Source organism: Listeria aquatica, from assembly GCF_014223975.1.
Lineage (GTDB): Bacteria > Bacillota > Bacilli > Lactobacillales > Listeriaceae > Listeria > Listeria aquatica.
Genome location: NZ_JAARRM010000005.1, coordinates 48,041 through 65,715 on the forward strand (window position 1 = coordinate 48,041; position 17,675 = coordinate 65,715).

Consider the following 17,675-nt stretch of genomic DNA (forward strand, 5'->3'; position numbering starts at 1 on the left):
AAACTAAAACATGAAATGGAATGAATTTATCATCACTGGCGACCCTCTGATCTTAGGTGCACAAGTTTCGATTGCACTCGTCAGTATTGGGATTGTCGTGCTATTAACGTATACGAAAAAATGGAAATGGCTTTTCAAAGAATGGATTTCTTCCGTTGACCATAAACGGATTGGGATTATGTATTTGATATCTGCTGTTTTAATGTTTTTCCGGGGTGGCGTGGATGCGCTCATGATGCGTACCCAACTGGCTTTACCGGGAATGAAATTTTTAGACGCACAGCACTATAACGAAGTATTTACAACGCACGGAACGATCATGATTTTGTTCATGGCGATGCCGTTTGTTATCGGGTTAATGAATATTGCGGTGCCGCTTCAAATTGGAGCACGCGATGTTGCATTCCCATTCTTAAATAATTTGAGTTTCTGGACATTCTTTATGGGGGCAATGCTTTTCAACTTGTCCTTTGTAATTGGAGGTTCCCCAGCAGCAGGCTGGACAAACTATGCACCTCTTGCAGAAGAATTTAGTCAAGGTTATGGAATTAACTTTTACTTACTCGGGGTTCAGATAGCCGGGATAGGGACTTTGATGACGGGGATCAACTTCTTTGTCACGATCATGCGGATGAGAGCTAAGGGTATGACGCTGATGAAAATGCCAATGTTTACTTGGACAATTTTGATCACTTCTCTAATTATCATCTTTGCGTTCCCAGTTTTGACAGTGGCGCTTGCCCTCATGTCATTTGACCGGTTATTCGGGACAGCATTCTTTACACTGGCAAACGGTGGTTTACCGATGATGTGGGCCAACCTTTTCTGGGTTTGGGGGCATCCGGAGGTATACATTGTTATCCTGCCGGCATTCGGGATTTTCTCGGAAGTTATTTCTACCTTCTCGAAAAAGAAACTGTTTGGATATCCAGCCATGGTTGCTGCCATTGTTGTTATTTCCATTTTAAGTTTCATTGTTTGGGTCCATCACTTCTTTACGATGGGATCAGGCGCACTTGTTAACTCGTTCTTCTCAATCACAACAATGATGATTGCGATACCGACGGGGATTAAAATATTTAACTGGCTATTTACGATGTATAAAGGCCAGATTCGCTTTGATACGCCGATGCTTTGGTCACTTGCTTTTATACCAAACTTTGTAATCGGTGGTGTAACCGGGGTTATGCTTGCCATGGCTGCGGCTGACTATCAATATCACAATACGTATTTCCTTGTATCTCACTTCCACTATGTGTTGATCGCAGGAACCGTATTCTCTTGTTTCGCCGGTTTAATTTACTGGTATCCGAAAATGTTCGGCTACAAGCTGAATGAAAAAATTGGTAAATGGTTCTTCTGGGTGTTTGTCGTTGGCTTTAATGTCTGCTTCTTCCCGCAATATTTCTTGGGGTTAGACGGCATGCCACGTCGACTTTACACTTATACACAAGGAGACGGTTGGACAACCTTGAACTTTATTTCTTCTATCGGAGGATTCCTGATGGGAGTAGCATTCTTAATTCTTTGCTGGAATATCGTTTACAGCTTCAAACATTCAAAACGTGAAGTTAGTGGCGACTCATGGGACGGAGCAGGACGTACACTTGAGTGGGCAACAAGCTCTGCGATCGCACCAAAATATAACTTTGCAATCCTACCAGAATGGCACAGCATTGATGATTTCTGGAACAAGAAACAAGAAGGCAAGTCTTACTTGGACGATAAAAACTATCAACCTATTCATTTGCCAAGCAATACAATGCTCGGATTTGTGATGTCTGTCTTCTTCTTCATCGGCGCGTTTGGTCTTGTCTTCTACTGGTACTGGCTTGGACTCCTTGGAGGTCTTGGAGTACTTGGCTGCATGATTTATCGTTCTTTCCAAAAAGACGAAGGCTATCATGTTTCAGTTGAAGAAATTCGTGCGACAGAAGAGCATGCCGCTCACGAACGTGAAACGGGCGTAAAGGAGGGTAACCCATGGAATCTGTAAAAACAAATTCGAACCTTCCGCTTGAGTATCAATCTGAACAAGGGAGACTGAACATTCTTGGTTTCTGGATTTTCCTTGGTGCAGAAATTGCGCTTTTTGCAACGCTTTTTGCGACTTACTTTGTGATGATGAAAGCTGGTTCGAATGCGGGACATCCGCCAAAAGAAATGTTCGAACTACCGCTTGTACTCATCATGACATTCCTGCTACTCACGAGTAGTTTTACTTGTGGCTTAGCAATCGGTGAAATGCGTAAAGGTAATACGAAGATGTTGATGGTCTATTCGATTATCACCTTACTTCTAGGTGCTGGCTTTGTCGGATTTGAAATCTATGAGTTTGCACATTACATTATGGAAGGCGTGACGATGAAAGTCGGCTCATACTGGTCTTCGTTCTTCGTTTTACTTGGAACCCACGGTGCCCATGTAACGATCGGCTTATTCTGGATTACGTTTATCCTTATTCAAATTAAAATGCGCGGTTTGACGCCACGTGCAGCATCCAAAGTCTTTATTTCAAGCTTATATTGGCACTTCTTGGATGTTGTCTGGATTTTCATCTTCACGGGTGTCTACCTGTTAGGGATGGTGAACTAAATGGCTGAAAACAAAAATACAAATAGCGCCCATGCTGAATCGGGCATCCCGTGGAAGCATATCATTGGCTTTATCTTATCCATCGTATTAACTTTACTAGCTGTTTGGGTAGCACTTTATTCTTCACTAGAATATAGTGTGAAGCTAGTCATCATTTTCATCTTTGCGTTCATTCAAGCAGCTTTGCAGCTCCTTATGTTCATGCATATGACAGAAGGACGAGACGGCCGCATCCAAGTCGGCAACATTCTTTTCGCAGCGTTTATCGCGATCGTAGTTGTCATCGGCTCTTATTGGGTTATGGAAATCGGTCACATGAACCATTTGATGTAATGAATTAAACAAAACAGGAATTCAGGAAATTATTTTATTTCCTGAATTCCTGTTTTTTATTGGTTGAAAAGCAAGTCTTGGTCAAGGTTTTAAATGATTTACTCTCTTTTATGAACAAAAGTTCAAAAATAAATTTTACAAATGTAAAACGCTATGTTATGATGAGTTTGTAAAAAAGAAAGGGGTTTCAAAAATGAATTTAACGACTGCAGATTTAGCCAAATATTTAGATCACACAAATTTAAAAGCGAACGCAACAAAAGCTGATATTGAAGTGACTTGTAAAGAAGCACTAGAATATAATACTGCTTCTGTATGTGTTAATGCATACTGGATTCCGTTTGTTGCGGAACAATTAAAAGGTTCGACAGTGAAGCCGATTGCTGTTGTAGGTTTCCCACTTGGAGCAACAACGACAAAATCAAAAGTCTTTGAAACACAAGTTGCCATTCAAGATGGCGCTGAAGAAATTGATATGGTTTTAAATATCGGGGAACTGATCGCTCAAAACCACAGTGAAGTTGAAAAAGATATTCATGACGTGGCTTTAGAAACTCACAAAACTGGTAAATTATTAAAAGTCATCATTGAAACCTCTTACTTGAACAACGAACAAATCGTAGCTGCTTGTGAAATTTCTGAAAAAGCTGGGGCAGATTATGTGAAAACCTCAACAGGATTTAGTTCAGCTGGCGCAAAAGTAGAAGATGTTGCTTTGATGCGCAAAACAGTCGGAGACCGATTAGGCGTTAAAGCATCTGGGGGTATCCATTCTAAAGACGAAGCGATGGCAATGATTGAAGCTGGAGCTAGTCGCCTCGGTGTGAGTGCAACAAAACAAATATTAGCTTAAGCTAGACTTTCCATGTAAAATATAAGAAGAAATAGCGAAACCATCTACTTAAAGCTAGTTTAAGTGGATGTTATAAGGGCCCTCGCTCAATTACGAAACCACGTAATGGAGTAATTTTAATAGAGAAGGAGAATTTTTCATGAACAAGTACAATCGAGTTTTTGCGATCGTTATTGATTCTGTTGGAACTGGAGCTGCACCGGATGCAGACAAATTTGGTGATGTGGGATCGGATACGTTAGGTCACGTCGGTGAAGCGTATCAAGGAAAACTAAAATTACCAAACTTGCAAAAATTAGGCTTATCGAATCTAAGAGACACTGCGATTGAAGGCGTGGCGAAGGCGGAACAACCGCTTGGCTGTTATGGTAAAATGACAGAGATTTCCGCAGGGAAAGATAGCATGGATGGGCACTGGGAAATGATGGGGCTACCTGTTACAGAGCCGCTCAGTTATTTTCCGAATGGTTTCCCGGATGAGCTACTAGCCAAGATTTCAGAGTTCTCAGGCCGCAAAATCGTTGGAAATAAACCAGCTTCTGGAACAGAAATCATTAAAGAGCTTGGAGAACATCAGCTAGAAACTGGGGATTTGATTATTTACACGTCGGGTGATTCCGTATTACAAATTGCTGCGCATGAAGAAATCATCCCAGTTGATGAACTTTACAAAATTTGTGAGTTTGCTCGTAGCTTAGTGAATGGCCCTGAATATGTAGTAGGACGCGTTATCGCTCGACCATATGTGGGAACGAACAAAGATAACTTCACAAGGACTGCTAATCGGCATGACTTTGCATTAAAACCAACTAGTAAAACTGATTTGGATGCCCTTCAAGCTGCTGGTATTCATACCGTTGGGATTGGTAAGATCAATGATATTTTTTCCGGTCAAGGATTAGATGAAGTTTATCATAATGAAAGCAATATGGATGGCATGGATCACTTAGATAAGGTAATGGCAAAAGACTTCAAAGGCTTTTGTTTTGTAAACTTAGTGGATTTTGATTCCATGTATGGCCATCGCCGTGATCCGATTGGTTTTGGACAAGCGTTGATGGACTTTGATGAACGTCTCGGTCAGGTTTTAACGAATTTGAAAGAGGATGATTTGTTGATGATAACAGCAGATCACGGCAATGATCCAGGTTTTAAAGGAACCGACCATACGCGCGAACAAGTGCCACTTTTAGCTTATTCGCCAAGCATGAAACAAGGAAGCAGTTTAGGCATTCGCAAAACATTTGCTGATTTGGGCGCTACGGTAACAGATAACTTCGGCGTTTCTGGCAGCAAAGTGGGAACAAGCTTTTTAACAGAATTAAACTAAAGGGAAGACGGGGAGGAAGAGGATAACAATGACAGATGAAGAAAAAATCAAGCAAAGTTTGCTAGTAGCACACCTTTATTATGAAGAAAATATGGGGCAAGCTGCCATTGCAAAAAAATTGAATCTTTCTCGCCCGACCATTTCCCGGTTATTACGAAGTGCTAGAGATAGTGGACTCGTTAAAATCCAAATTTTTAACCCGCTATTAAACGCTGATGAGCTGTCGCAGCAATTGTCTCAAAAATATGGGGCAAAAATCATGGTCGTTCCGTCAAATTTTAACGGTGAAACGTTGTCGATTAACAGCGTCGGCGCTTATACGGCGGATTTTTTAACGAAGATCGTTCGGCCAGACGATATTATCGGAATCGGCTGGGGGAAGACGATTCATTCTGTAACCACGAGAATGGAGAATCAAGAGGTCCCAGGCGTTCAAGTTGTGCAATTAAAAGGAAGCGTTAACTTTGAAAATGAACGAACTTATGCCTATGAAAGCATTAATGAATTAGGCCGCGTTTATCATACACAGCCGCAGTATTTGCCGCTACCAACGATTTTTGATAATCAAGTGACAAAAGAAATGGTCGAGCAGGATCGTTTTATTAAAGCGGTTTTGGATTGTGGGAAGAAAGCTAATATTGCTATATTTAGTGTCGGAACCGTTCGTAAAAGTGCCTTATTATTTCAATTAGGCTATTTTGATGAAGATCAAAAAGAAAATTTGCAAGACCATGCAGTTGGAGATATTGTTTCTCGCTTTATTAATAAAGACGGCGAATTGGTAGATGAAAAATTAAATGAACGAACGGTCGGCATTCAGTTATCCGATTTAAAAGAAAAACGTTATTCAATCTTAGTTGCTAGTGGGGTTGCGAAACTTGCAGGTGTAAATGCCGTGTTAACAGCAGGTTACGCTAATCATGCAGTAATTGATTTAGCACTAGCACAGGCATTAATAGATTACGAAAGGGAGCAAGAGACATGAGAATGATTGATATAATTGACCATAAACGTAATGGTGGCGAGTTGACAGATGAAGAAATTCAATTTTTTGTAGATGGTGTTGTAAACGAAACCATTCCTGATTATCAAATTAGTGCACTACTTATGGCCATCTATTTCCAAAACATGACAAAAAAAGAACGTGCGAGCTTAACCATCAAAATGATGGAATCTGGTGAACACTTGGATCTATCTAAAATACCAGGGATCAAAGTAGATAAACACTCGACCGGTGGTGTAGGTGATAAAGTGAGCTTACCACTTGCAGCAGTTGTTGCGGCAGTTGGCATTCCCGTTCCGATGATTTCAGGTCGCGGTTTGGGACATACAGGTGGAACTTTAGATAAATTGGAAGCGATACCAGGTTATCAAATTGAAATCAGTGAAGAAGACTTTATTAACCAAGTAAAAGATGAAAAATTGGCAATTATCGGAGCAACTGGTGATATTGCACCAGCGGATAAGAAAATATATTCATTACGTGATGTCACAGATACCGTGGATTCCATTGCTTTAATTGCAAGTTCAATCATGAGTAAAAAAATTGCTTCTGGAACCGATGCACTTGTGATCGATGTTAAGACAGGTTCTGGTGCGTTTATGAAGACGCTCGAAGATTCCACAGAACTAGCGGAAGCTTTAGTTGATATTGGTAAAGGTGTCGGGATGAAATGTATGGCACTTATTTCAGATATGAATCAACCACTTGGAAATAAAATCGGAAATGCATTAGAAATTGAAGAATCGATTGATTTGTTAAAAGGGAAGGGACCACAAGATTTGGTAGATCTTGTTTTAACCCTTGGAAGCTATATGGTCTTGCTTGGTGAAAAGGCAGAAACCTTTGAGGAAGCTAAAAAAATGTTGGAACAAACTATTGCTGATGGTTCTGCGTTAGCTCGTTTTAAAGCGATGATTAAAGCGCAAGGTGGGGATGAACGTGTGATTGATGATTATACGATTATGCCACAAGCACAATATAAAATTGAACTACCTGCAAAAGCAGATGGTGTTGTCGCTAAATTGACAGCGGACGAAATCGGCATTGCAAGCATGCTCCTTGGTGGTGGACGCCAAAAAGCTAGCGATAAATTAGATTATGCAGTTGGAATTGAACTTCATAAAAAAATGGGAGACGCAGTTAAAACAGGCGAATCTTTAATGACAATTTACGCTAATCGACCTGAATCAGAAATTGAATCTATTAAAGAATTAATTTATCAAAATGTTGAAATTGCAGAGACGGCAGAAACACCAAAAATGATTTACAAAATAATTGATTAATTATATAAAATACTTCTTAAACGCACACATAAAATCGTAAACTTAATGAGAGAGGTGCAAGAAACGTGAGATTTGTCTTTTTATCAACAGGTTTAGCTCTTGTTTTTGGGATTGGTTGGCTAGTTAGTAGTGATCGTAAAAACATCAAATTTAAAAAAATGGGAATCATGTTTGCCCTACAATTAGTGATTTCATTTCTATGTTTAAATACAACAGGCGGAATTAAGCTTCTATCAGGCATTTCATCATTTTTTGGCTGGTTAATGGAACAAGCTGCGGGTGGAATTGACTTTGTTTTTGGTGGGCTTGTCATTCAAAAAGGAGCTTCCGTTTTTTTCCTGAATGTTTTAATGCCAATCGTCTTTATCTCAGCATTAGTAGGTATCTTGAATTACATCAAAGTTCTGCCATTCATCATCAAATGGACAGGTTGGGCGCTTAATAAAGTGGCTCGAATGGGCGAACTGGAAAGTTATTTTGCAATCTCAACAGCAATACTTGGACAACCAGAAGTTTTCTTAACTGTAAAAGATGAAATTCCAAAATTGAATGCTAAACGTTTATATACGATTTGTGCATCGGCAATGAGTGCTGTTTCGGCCGCAGTTCTTGCAGCATATATGGAACTTGTTCCTGGTAAATTTGTGGTTACAGCTGTTTTCTTGAACATTTTATCCGCATTAATTGTTTCCTGTATCGTGAATCCTTATGATGTGGGTCCAGAAGATGAAATCACAAGGGACGAATTAACAGGGGAAGTCACTAAAGAACCATTTTTCCAAGTATTAGGAAACTATATTTTGCAAGGGTTCAAATTAGCGGTAACTGTTGCAGCGATGCTAATTGGGTTTGTAGCACTTGTAACCTTTTTAAATAGTACCTTTACAGCCGTTTTACACATTAGCTTTACACAGATTTTGGGGTATATCTTCTCGCCAATCGCCTTTTTGATGGGAGTACCCGTTAGTGATATTACTGAAGTAGGCAGCTTGATGGCCACTAAATTATTAACGAATGAATTTGTAGCGATGGGTGATTTGCATCAATTAGCGGCGCAACTCACGCCAAAAGGAAATGCGATCATTTCTTCATACCTCGTTTCATTTGCGAACTTTAGTGTAGTTGGGATCATCACAGGTTCAATCAAATCGATCAGCGAAAAACAAAGCGTTTCCGTTGCGAAGTTCTCAATGAAATTATTGCTAGGTGCAACACTTGCTTCAATTTTAACCGGAACTATTGTTGGATTGTATTTTTAAATGGGAAAGCACGCTTTCAGTCTGTATAACGCATGGATTTTTCATCGCCCTCAAAAAAAGTTCTTGCTCTGTAATGCATTACAGAGTTTATAGTGAAACTAGAGACAAGATAGGAGGAGAACAAGACATGAAAAAACAAGATTTACGCTTCCCTGACGGTTTTTTGTGGGGTGGAGCAGTTGCAGCAAACCAGTGCGAAGGCGCTTACCAAGAAGATGGGAAAGGGCTGTCTCTCGTTGATTTACTTCCAGCAGCCGAAGGAGGTCGCTGGGACGCGCTTCAAGACCCTAAAAAAGCTATGGAAACCACGTATGACTATTATCCAAGTCATGAATCCATTGATTTTTACCATCGCTATAAAGAAGATATTGCCTTATTTGCAGAAATGGGATTCAAGTGCTTTCGTTTGTCAATCAGCTGGCCGCGAATTTTTCCAAATGGAGACGAAACCGTGCCAAATGAAAAAGGCCTTGAATTTTATGACAACGTATTTGCAGAATGCTTAAAATACGGTATTGAACCTGTTGTCACCATCAACCATTTCGATACACCAGTCGGACTCATGAAAGACTATAACGGCTGGGCTAACCGCAAAACTATTGATTTTTATCTTAACTTCTGTGAAACCATCTTCAAGCGCTACAAAAACCAAGTTAAATATTGGATGACCTTCAACGAAATCAACATGATTTTGCACATTCCGATGTTTGGCGGTGGTATGGACATAACAGGCGTAGAAAATCCAGAAGAACTAAAATACCAAGCGATCCATCATCAACTTGTGGCATCCGCGCGCGCAACGAAGCTCGCGCATGAAATCAATCCAGATAATCAAATTGGATGCATGCTTGCGGCCGGGTCTACTTATCCCAATACCCCAAATCCAGAAGATGTGTTTGCGGCACTTGAAGCGGACCGAGAAGGCTATTTCTTTGTGGATGTGCAGGCGCGTGGATACTATCCAAGTTATAGCAAGCGACTTTTCAAGGAAAAAAATATCAAGTTGAATATCGCAGATGGGGATTTAGAAGTACTTCGTGATCACACAGTGGACTATGTAGCGTTTAGCTATTACTCATCAAAATTAACAAGTGCTGACCCCGAGGTTCTTGATAAAACAGAAGGAAATGTCTTTGCAACGCTTAAAAACCCGTATTTAGAGGCGAGCGAATGGGGCTGGCAAATTGACCCGATCGGACTTCGGATTACGATGAATGAAATTTATGACCGCTACCAAAAACCGCTGTTTATCGTGGAAAATGGGCTCGGCGCCGTTGATAAAGTGGAAGCGGATGGCTCGATCAACGACGATTACCGGATTGATTATTTACGGGAGCACGTGCGTGAGATGCGCGAGGCAATGGAAGACGGGGTTGAACTCATTGGGTACACACCTTGGGGCTGTATCGACCTTGTGAGCGCGGGAACGGGTGAAATGAAAAAACGCTATGGCTTTATTTACGTTGACCGCGACAATGAGGGGCACGGAACACTCGATCGCTCGAAGAAAAAATCATTTGATTGGTACAAAAAAGTAATCGCTTCGAATGGAACAGATTTAGATTAGAAATAAAAGCTTCTTTTGCTGATGCAAGAACCAGCAAGAGAGGCTTTTTCTATTTTGAAATACTTCTAGCGAGTAAAATCACCCTTTGAAAATTCGAAAATAAATCGAAAAAAATATTGAAAGCGTTTTACATATATGATATAGTTGGATTATCAAAAAGGATTGTTACCAATTTTGGGCAAAACCTAAACTGATTTGTAGGAATTTTTGTGTCGCTTTCTGACGCACATTCCTCGGATGAGTTTAGGTTTTTCTTTTGCCCAAAAATAAGAAAGGATGGTTCAAGAGATGAAAAAGTATGAAGCACTCGCAAAGGACATCTTAGAAAATGTCGGAGGTGTCGAGAATATCAATAGCGTGTTTCACTGCGTAACACGGCTAAGGTTTAAACTTAAAGATGAGAAAATTGCCAATACTGAAAAAATTAAAGCTTTAGATGGTGTCGTTTCCGTCGTACAAAGTGGCGGTCAGTATCAAGTAGTTATCGGAAATAATGTTCCAGATGTTTATAGCACGTTTATTGAAGTGGCTGGCATCAATCCAGAAAATGCTGGCGAAGAAAAATCAACAGGAAATATTTTTAACCGTTTCATTGACTTTATTTCGGGTGTATTTACGCCTGTTCTCGGTGTTTTGGCTGCAACTGGTATGATTAAAGGCTTTGCTGCCATGTTCCTTGCGTTCGGATGGTTAACCGAGCAATCAGGAACTTATCAGATCCTTTACGCAGTTGGAGATAGCTTGTTTAACTTCTTCCCAATCTTCCTTGGCTACACAGCAAGTAAGAAATTCGGTTCGAACATTTTTGTGGGGATGGCCATCGGGGCGTCGATGGTTTACCCGACACTTGCGGGAATTATGGCAGGAAAACCGCTTTATATACTCTTTGAAGGCACAGTCATCGCTTCACCAATTCATGTGACTTTTCTTGGAATCCCTGTCATTTTGATGAGTTACGCTTCTTCTGTTATCCCAATTTTGATTGCCATTTGGTTCAGTTCAAAAGTTGAAAACTTGATGAAAAAAATCATTCCAGATGTAGTCAAAACTTTCTTAGTGCCATTTTTTACCCTTTTAATCGTTGTACCACTAACCTTCCTAATCATTGGTCCAATCGCAACTTGGGCTGGACAATTGCTAGGTGCAGCAACCATCTGGGTTTACAATTTGAGCCCAATCGTAGCCGGTCTTTTACTGGGTGGCTTCTGGCAAGTTTTTGTTATCTTCGGCTTGCACTGGGGACTTATTCCAATCGCAATGAACAACTTGGCACAAATGCACTTTGATCCAATCTTGGCGATGAGTTTCGCGGCATCCTTCGCTCAAATTGGTGCGGTACTCGCAGTCATGATCAAATCAAAAAATGAAAAATTAAAATCTCTTAGTGTTCCTGCCTTCATTTCAGGTATTTTCGGGGTGACAGAACCTGCTATTTATGGGGTTACACTACCACTTAAAAAACCATTCATTATGAGTTGTATCGGTGGTGCCATTGGTGGCGCGATTATTGGCGGGGCGCACGTAAAATCTTATATCATGGGTGGTCTTGGTATTTTCGGTATTCCAAACTTCTTCAAACCGGGTGGATCAATCGGGTTCAGCGTGCTGATGGTGATTATTGCGATCGTTGTAGCATTTATCATCGGCGCCGTGCTCACATTGATTTTTGGATTTAAAGATCCAGCCAACGCAAAAGCTGAAACAGAAGCAGGAAACCGTGAAACCGAAACCCTTATTGAGCGAGAAATTTTGGTAAGTCCAATGGAAGGCGAAGTCATCACTTTGGCTGAAGTGCCAGATGAGGCCTTTGCATCTGGTGCCCTCGGAAAAGGAACCGCCATAAAACCGCAAGCAGGCAAAGTTTTTGCTCCAGCAAGTGGTGTGGCGACAACCGTATTCCCAACTGGGCATGCAATTGGCATTAAAACTGATGAAGGCGCGGAAGTGCTCATCCACATTGGATTAAATACCGTTCAATTAAACGGTGAACATTTTACAACACACATTAAGCAAGGTGATCGAGTTGAAGCAGGCGAGCTACTTTCAGAATTTGACATCGAGAAAATTACAGCCGCCGGTTATGATGTGACAACACCAGTGATTATTACGAATTCGGATAAATATTTGGATATTTTAGTAGTAGATGACCAAACTGTTAAAGTAGGCGACCGCCTAATCACACTTGTCATATAAAAGGAGCTTATAAAATGAAGAAAAAAATGGGAAAAGTTTGGATAGCTTGTGTGAGTGTACTACTCATTTTATCTGGATGCGGTTCGGGACAAGCAGCTAAAGATACTACTACTTCTAAAAAAGCTGATAAAGATGTTGTGATCTATGTGACACGCCATGGGAAAACCATGTTGAATCAAGAAAAGCGAGTTCAAGGATTTGCTGACTCACCACTCGTTGATTCCGGAACAGAAGTTGCAAAACAGCTTGGTAAAGGCCTGAAGGGAACTCATTTTGACGCAGTTTATTCAAGTGATTCGGGGAGAGCACGCGAAACTGCGGAAACCGTTTTGGGAACACAAGGACAAAAGAATTTGAAGTTAAATGAAAGCAAGAAACTACGTGAAGTATGCTTTGGAAAATACGAAGGCGATCTGGATGCAAATATGTGGGGCGATATCGCCAAACAGTTAGGTTATCCAGATCAGCCAGCTCTTATGAAAGCTGTTTCGGAGCAAAAAATCACTATTGAGCAGTGTCTTGAAAAGTTGCAAAAATTGGATGATACGGGCATGGCCGAGACTTACCCGGTGGTTCAAACAAGAATGCAGCAGGAGCTCACTAAAATTGCCAAAAAACAAGCCGACGAAGGCGGCGGAAATGTGTTGCTAGTGAGTCATGGGATGGCAATTGGAGCTTTAGTTTCGACTTTAACAGATGATTATCACGGGGCGCCGTTTGAAAATGCCAGCGTGACGAAAATTCGCTATAAAGATGGAAAGTTCCATGTTGAATCGATCAATGATATGAGCTACGTCGAAAAGGGCGAATCAGAAAAGTAGAGGAGGCAACAAGATGAAAATAATTGTGGAACGAGATTATGACGCGATGAGTAAAACAACCGAACATATTTTGCTTGGGGAAATGTTGCAAGAAAAACGAGTCAATCTGGCGATCACAGCTGGGAGCACTCCCGTTAAAATGTATGAGTACTTGGCAGAAGCCGTTCGAAATAAATCATATTTAAATAATGTGCATTATTATAACTTTGATGAGATCCCTGTGAAAGGGGCAGAATTTGGCGTGACAATGTCGCATTTAAATGATCTATTCTTTAGCCCAGCTAAAATTGACCCAGCCAACATCCATGTTCTTGATGAAAAAAATTACGAAAATCAAGATGCGCGAATTGCAGCAGATGGTGGACTAGATTTGATTTTACTTGGCATCGGCGAAGATGGCCATTTTTGTGGGAATCTTCCAGGAACCACACGATTTGAGTGCGAGACATCACGTGTTGAAAGTGATGCAACGCCTGGCATGCGTGAAGTGATGATCGGTGAAGTCAGTGGAGACGAATCTAAAATTCCTGATTTTTACGTCACAATGGGGCCGAAAAGCGTCATGAAAAGTAGACGAATTGTGTTGTTTACAAATGGGCGAAAAAAAGCTACAACTATTCGAAAAGCACTTTTTGGGCCCGTTACGAATGAACATCCGTCTTCTATTTTACAAATGCATCCTAATCTGACCGTTGTACTAGATGAAGAGGCAGCGAGCGAAATCCAAGCTTTTCTTAAAATGTAGGCGTTTTATTGTTTTCTTGCAGGAGAGGTGGTAACATAGAATAAAAGCATAAAAAAGGAGAGTTATTTATGAAATTAGAAGGATTACTTGGCTTTTTGGGGTCAGCGCTCGCCATTGCTTTTAGTTTAATGGTACTTACTATCCCTGGCATTTCACAAGCTTTAGAAGAAGAATCGTTTTTCTTCTACCTACTAACAGCTGGTACGCTTATTCTTTCTATTCTTGGTCTTGTTGGCTCATTCGTTGTAGCTCACAAACCGCGTATGGGGGCAGTATTCATGATTGCTGCAGCGATTGGTGGAACAATGTCCGTTTCGGTAATGTTCCTAGTTCCAATCATGCTTCTAGGCCTAGGCGGTTTAATCGCTTTAATCAACCAAGAAGAAATCGCGCTTGGTGAAGAGTAAAATCAAAAGAGAGGCGTGCCACTCTGGCATGCCTCTCTTTTTTGCGCAAAAAAATAACGTCTTGTGCCTGTAAGACGTTATTTTTCTTCGAATGAATTATATTACAGTAAAATCCTGTGTGTCTATCATACCACGTTTTGGTGCAAAAAATTGTGGCGATTTATTGACAATTGTAAAAAGCTATACCATTATTAACGTTTGTTAAAATTTCGTTAAATCACACCTAAGAATGATAAATTTTGGAAAAAGCTATGTTAAAATGGACACAATACATGAAAAGGAAGTGAAGGCTTGGTAGATTTTATCTCTTGGTTAATTAGTTTTATCTTGCATATTGATGAGCATTTAGTAGAAATTATTAATACATTTGGCATTTGGACATATGTTATTTTATTTATTATTGTCTTTGTTGAAACTGGACTTGTTATTTTCCCGTTTTTACCGGGAGATTCATTACTATTCGCAGCAGGGGCGCTGGCGGTCTTAGACGGATCTATTTTAAAAATCGTCCCGCTTGTCATTGTTCTTTGGCTGGCTGCAGTGTTAGGCGATACCGTCAACTATCATATTGGTAAAAAAATCGGAACAAGCATTCCAGAAGGTAGCTGGTTTGGTAAAATTATTAACCGAGAAAAAATGGAAAAAGCTGAGGCCTTCTTTAATAAACATGGCGGGAAAACGATTTTCATTGCTCGTTTTATGCCATTTATCCGCACATTCGCGCCATTTGTAGCTGGAGCAAGCCGAATGAATTATCGTTATTTCCTCAATTACAATCTTTTAGGTGCAACCGTGTGGGTGCTCCTTTGTACACTTGGTGGTTATTTCTTCGGGAATATTCCCATTGTCAAAGAGAATTTCTCAATTGTTGTCATTGGGATTATCATCGTATCACTCATCCCGATGTTTGTTTCTTTCTTGCGTGCAAAGCTTGCAAAGAAAGGAACCAAACAAAAATAATCGTTCGAAAAAGCAAGTTCCGATTCTGGAACTTGCTTTTCTTGTATCCGGTTTCACTTGATAGTAATTATAATTTAATAAATGTTTTAATTAACAGTTGACATTGCTTTCTAAATTCACGATAATAAAGGAGTAAAGGGTTACTTTGCATCCTATAGATAACTTGAAGGAGGAATTTTAAATGTCATTAATTGGAAAAGAAGTCGAGGAATTTACAGCAAAAGCATATCATAAAGGTGAATTTATTGATGTGTCTTCTGAAGATTTAAAAGGAAAATGGAGCGTAGTTTGTTTCTATCCAGCTGATTTTTCTTTTGTTTGCCCGACAGAACTTGGGGATTTGCAAGATCAATATGAAACGCTTCAATCGTTAGGTGTTGAAGTTTATTCTGTATCCACAGATACACACTTCACACATAAAGCTTGGCACGATTCCTCAGATGTCATTAATAAAATTAATTACATTATGGTAGGAGATCCGTCGCATAAGATTTCCGAAATTTTTGATGTGCTTGATGAAGAAGAAGGACTATCTAACCGTGGAACATTCATTATTGATCCAGATGGCATTGTTCAAACAGTTGAAATTAATGCAGATGGAATCGGACGTGATGCAAGTACATTAATTGATAAAGTAAAAGCTGCCCAATATGTGCGTAAACATCCTGGTGAAGTTTGCCCTGCGAAATGGAAAGAAGGGGAAGAAACTTTAACGCCAAGTCTTGACCTTGTAGGAAAAATTTAAGGAGCGCAAAAAATATGTTGGATGCAGAAATTAAAAAACAACTAGCTGGGTATCTAGAGCTTCTAGAAGGCGATTTAGTTTTACGCGTCGGCTTGGATGCTAGTGAAAACTCGAAAAAGTTATCCGATTTCGTCGAAGAAATCACAGCAATGTCTCCTAAAATCACAATGACTGAAGGCACATTTAGCCGCAAGCCAAGTTTTAGCGTAGACCAAAAAGATCAGGAATCAGGAATTGTCTTCTCAGGCATTCCACTTGGTCACGAATTCACATCACTTGTACTCGCTTTACTTCAAGTAAGTGGACGTGCACCAAAAGTTTCTGAAAAAGTAGTTAAACAAATTAAATCAATTAAAGAAGAACTTCATTTTGAAACCTATGTCAGCTTATCTTGCCATAATTGTCCAGATGTTGTTCAAGCTTTAAACATTATGAGCGTACTTAACCCATCTATTTCACATACGATGATTGAAGGTGGCATGTTCCAATCTGAAATCGAAGCCAAAAATGTGATGGGTGTTCCGACCGTTTTTCTTAACGGAGAAGAATTTAGCAATGGTCGCATGACGATTGAACAAATTATTGAAAAAATAGTTGGAGTGGCAGATATTTCCGAATTTGAAGGTAAAGATCCTTATGACGTTCTTGTCGTAGGCGGTGGACCTGCTGGAGCAAGTGCAGCTATTTATGCTGCCCGTAAAGGCATTAGAACAGGAATCGTCGCAGAAACCTTCGGCGGACAAGTTCTAGAAACCTTGGGGATTGAAAATGTGATTGGGACGAAGTACATTGAAGGTCCTGAACTCATGCGGACAGTTGAAGAACACGTCAATGAATACGACGTAGATGTAATGAAAACCGTTCGTGCAGCGAAGCTTGAGAAAAAAGAGCTGGCTGAAATCACGCTAAACAATGGGGCCGTGCTAAAAAGCAAAACCGTTATTCTTTCAACTGGTGCGAGATGGCGGAATATTAATGTTCCAGGCGAAAAAGAATTCAAAAACAAAGGCGTGGCTTATTGTCCGCACTGTGATGGACCACTTTTTGCAGGAAAAAATGTTGCCGTAGTAGGCGGTGGGAATTCCGGAATTGAAGCAGCAATTGATCTTGCTGGACTCGTTAACCATGTTACCGTTCTTGAGTTCATGTCGGAATTAAAAGCAGATAAAATTCTACAAGAGCGGCTTCATTCGCTTCCAAATGTTACTGTACTTACGAATGTTCAAACAAAAGAAATTACAGGTACTGAAAAAGTAAACGGACTTACTTACGTTGACCGTGAAACGAATGAGGAAGTTCATCTTGATTTAGAAGGTGTATTCATTCTAATTGGTCTTGTACCAAATACAGAATGGCTTGAAGGCACTGTAGAGCGCGCCAAAACAGGAGAAATCGTTGTTGATAAACGCGGTGCAACGAATGTTCCAGGCGTTTTTGCGGCTGGAGATTGCACAGATAGCGCTTATAAACAAATTATCATTTCAATGGGATCGGGTGCAACAGCAAGTTTAGGTGCATTTGACTATCTGATTCGGAATTGAAAAATCTAGCTAGCCGAAGGGAGTTTCTCCTTTCGGCTTT

The 17,675-nt window shown here is 40.3% G+C and carries 16 protein-coding genes; all 16 read left to right on the plus strand.

Annotated elements, in window-relative coordinates; all coding sequences use genetic code 11:
• Positions 1–10: 10 nt before the first annotated feature.
• The 16 genes from qoxB to ahpF all read left to right on the plus strand — a co-directional run bounded on the left by qoxB (position 11) and on the right by ahpF (position 17,635).
• Positions 11–1,996, plus strand: a complete 1,986-nt coding sequence (qoxB, locus tag HB912_RS11065) for a cytochrome aa3 quinol oxidase subunit I (protein ID WP_185374582.1) — start codon at positions 11–13, stop codon at positions 1,994–1,996.
• A complete protein-coding gene (gene qoxC / locus HB912_RS11070; protein ID WP_036073904.1) occupies positions 1,984–2,595 on the plus strand; it encodes a cytochrome aa3 quinol oxidase subunit III in 612 nt (203 codons plus the stop codon). Before qoxB ends, qoxC begins: the two co-directional genes overlap by 13 nt.
• Positions 2,596–2,928 (plus strand): cytochrome aa3 quinol oxidase subunit IV, encoded by a 333-nt coding sequence (qoxD, locus tag HB912_RS11075; protein ID WP_036073902.1) that lies wholly within the window; start codon positions 2,596–2,598, stop codon positions 2,926–2,928.
• 193 nt (positions 2,929–3,121) lie between these two features.
• Positions 3,122–3,781 carry a deoxyribose-phosphate aldolase gene (deoC, locus tag HB912_RS11080; RefSeq protein ID WP_036073900.1) on the plus strand — a complete coding sequence of 220 codons (660 nt, stop codon included), beginning with the start codon at positions 3,122–3,124 and terminating at the stop codon, positions 3,779–3,781.
• Positions 3,782–3,920: 139 nt separating this feature from the next.
• A complete protein-coding gene (locus tag HB912_RS11085) occupies positions 3,921–5,111 on the plus strand; it encodes a phosphopentomutase (RefSeq protein WP_185374584.1) in 1,191 nt (396 codons plus the stop codon).
• Between the two features lie 28 nt (positions 5,112–5,139).
• A complete protein-coding gene (locus HB912_RS11090; RefSeq protein ID WP_185374586.1) occupies positions 5,140–6,096 on the plus strand; it encodes a sugar-binding transcriptional regulator in 957 nt (318 codons plus the stop codon).
• Entirely contained in the window at positions 6,093–7,397 is a 1,305-nt protein-coding gene (locus HB912_RS11095) for a pyrimidine-nucleoside phosphorylase (RefSeq protein WP_185374588.1), read from the plus strand. The genes HB912_RS11090 and HB912_RS11095 overlap by 4 nt, the downstream gene beginning before the upstream one ends.
• A 65-nt stretch (positions 7,398–7,462) precedes the next feature.
• Positions 7,463–8,656, plus strand: coding sequence for a nucleoside transporter C-terminal domain-containing protein (locus HB912_RS11100; RefSeq protein ID WP_185374590.1), 1,194 nt, complete (start codon positions 7,463–7,465; stop codon positions 8,654–8,656).
• A gap of 127 nt (positions 8,657–8,783) precedes the next feature.
• A complete protein-coding gene (locus tag HB912_RS11105) occupies positions 8,784–10,223 on the plus strand; it encodes a 6-phospho-beta-glucosidase (protein ID WP_036073896.1) in 1,440 nt (479 codons plus the stop codon).
• Between the two features lie 288 nt (positions 10,224–10,511).
• The gene (locus tag HB912_RS11110; protein ID WP_221635722.1) at positions 10,512–12,416 is read left to right on the plus strand and encodes a beta-glucoside-specific PTS transporter subunit IIABC; all 1,905 of its coding nucleotides are present in this window, start codon (positions 10,512–10,514) and stop codon (positions 12,414–12,416) included.
• Positions 12,417–12,430: 14 nt separating this feature from the next.
• Positions 12,431–13,237: a histidine phosphatase family protein gene (locus HB912_RS11115; RefSeq protein WP_185374594.1), complete on the plus strand. Its 807-nt coding sequence runs from the start codon at positions 12,431–12,433 to the stop codon at positions 13,235–13,237.
• A 13-nt stretch (positions 13,238–13,250) separates the two neighbouring features.
• Positions 13,251–13,982 carry a glucosamine-6-phosphate deaminase gene (locus HB912_RS11120; protein ID WP_185374596.1) on the plus strand — a complete coding sequence of 244 codons (732 nt, stop codon included), beginning with the start codon at positions 13,251–13,253 and terminating at the stop codon, positions 13,980–13,982.
• A 68-nt stretch (positions 13,983–14,050) separates the two neighbouring features.
• Complete coding sequence (locus HB912_RS11125; RefSeq protein ID WP_036073888.1) at positions 14,051–14,389, plus strand: DUF4064 domain-containing protein; 339 nt, start codon at positions 14,051–14,053, stop codon at positions 14,387–14,389.
• Between the two features lie 291 nt (positions 14,390–14,680).
• Entirely contained in the window at positions 14,681–15,349 is a 669-nt protein-coding gene (locus tag HB912_RS11130; protein WP_185374598.1) for a DedA family protein, read from the plus strand.
• 181 nt (positions 15,350–15,530) lie between these two features.
• Positions 15,531–16,094, plus strand: a complete 564-nt coding sequence (ahpC, locus tag HB912_RS11135; RefSeq protein ID WP_036073885.1) for an alkyl hydroperoxide reductase subunit C — start codon at positions 15,531–15,533, stop codon at positions 16,092–16,094.
• A gap of 14 nt (positions 16,095–16,108) precedes the next feature.
• Positions 16,109–17,635 carry an alkyl hydroperoxide reductase subunit F gene (gene ahpF / locus HB912_RS11140; protein WP_185374600.1) on the plus strand — a complete coding sequence of 509 codons (1,527 nt, stop codon included), beginning with the start codon at positions 16,109–16,111 and terminating at the stop codon, positions 17,633–17,635.
• The last annotated feature ends 40 nt before the right edge of the window (positions 17,636–17,675 follow it).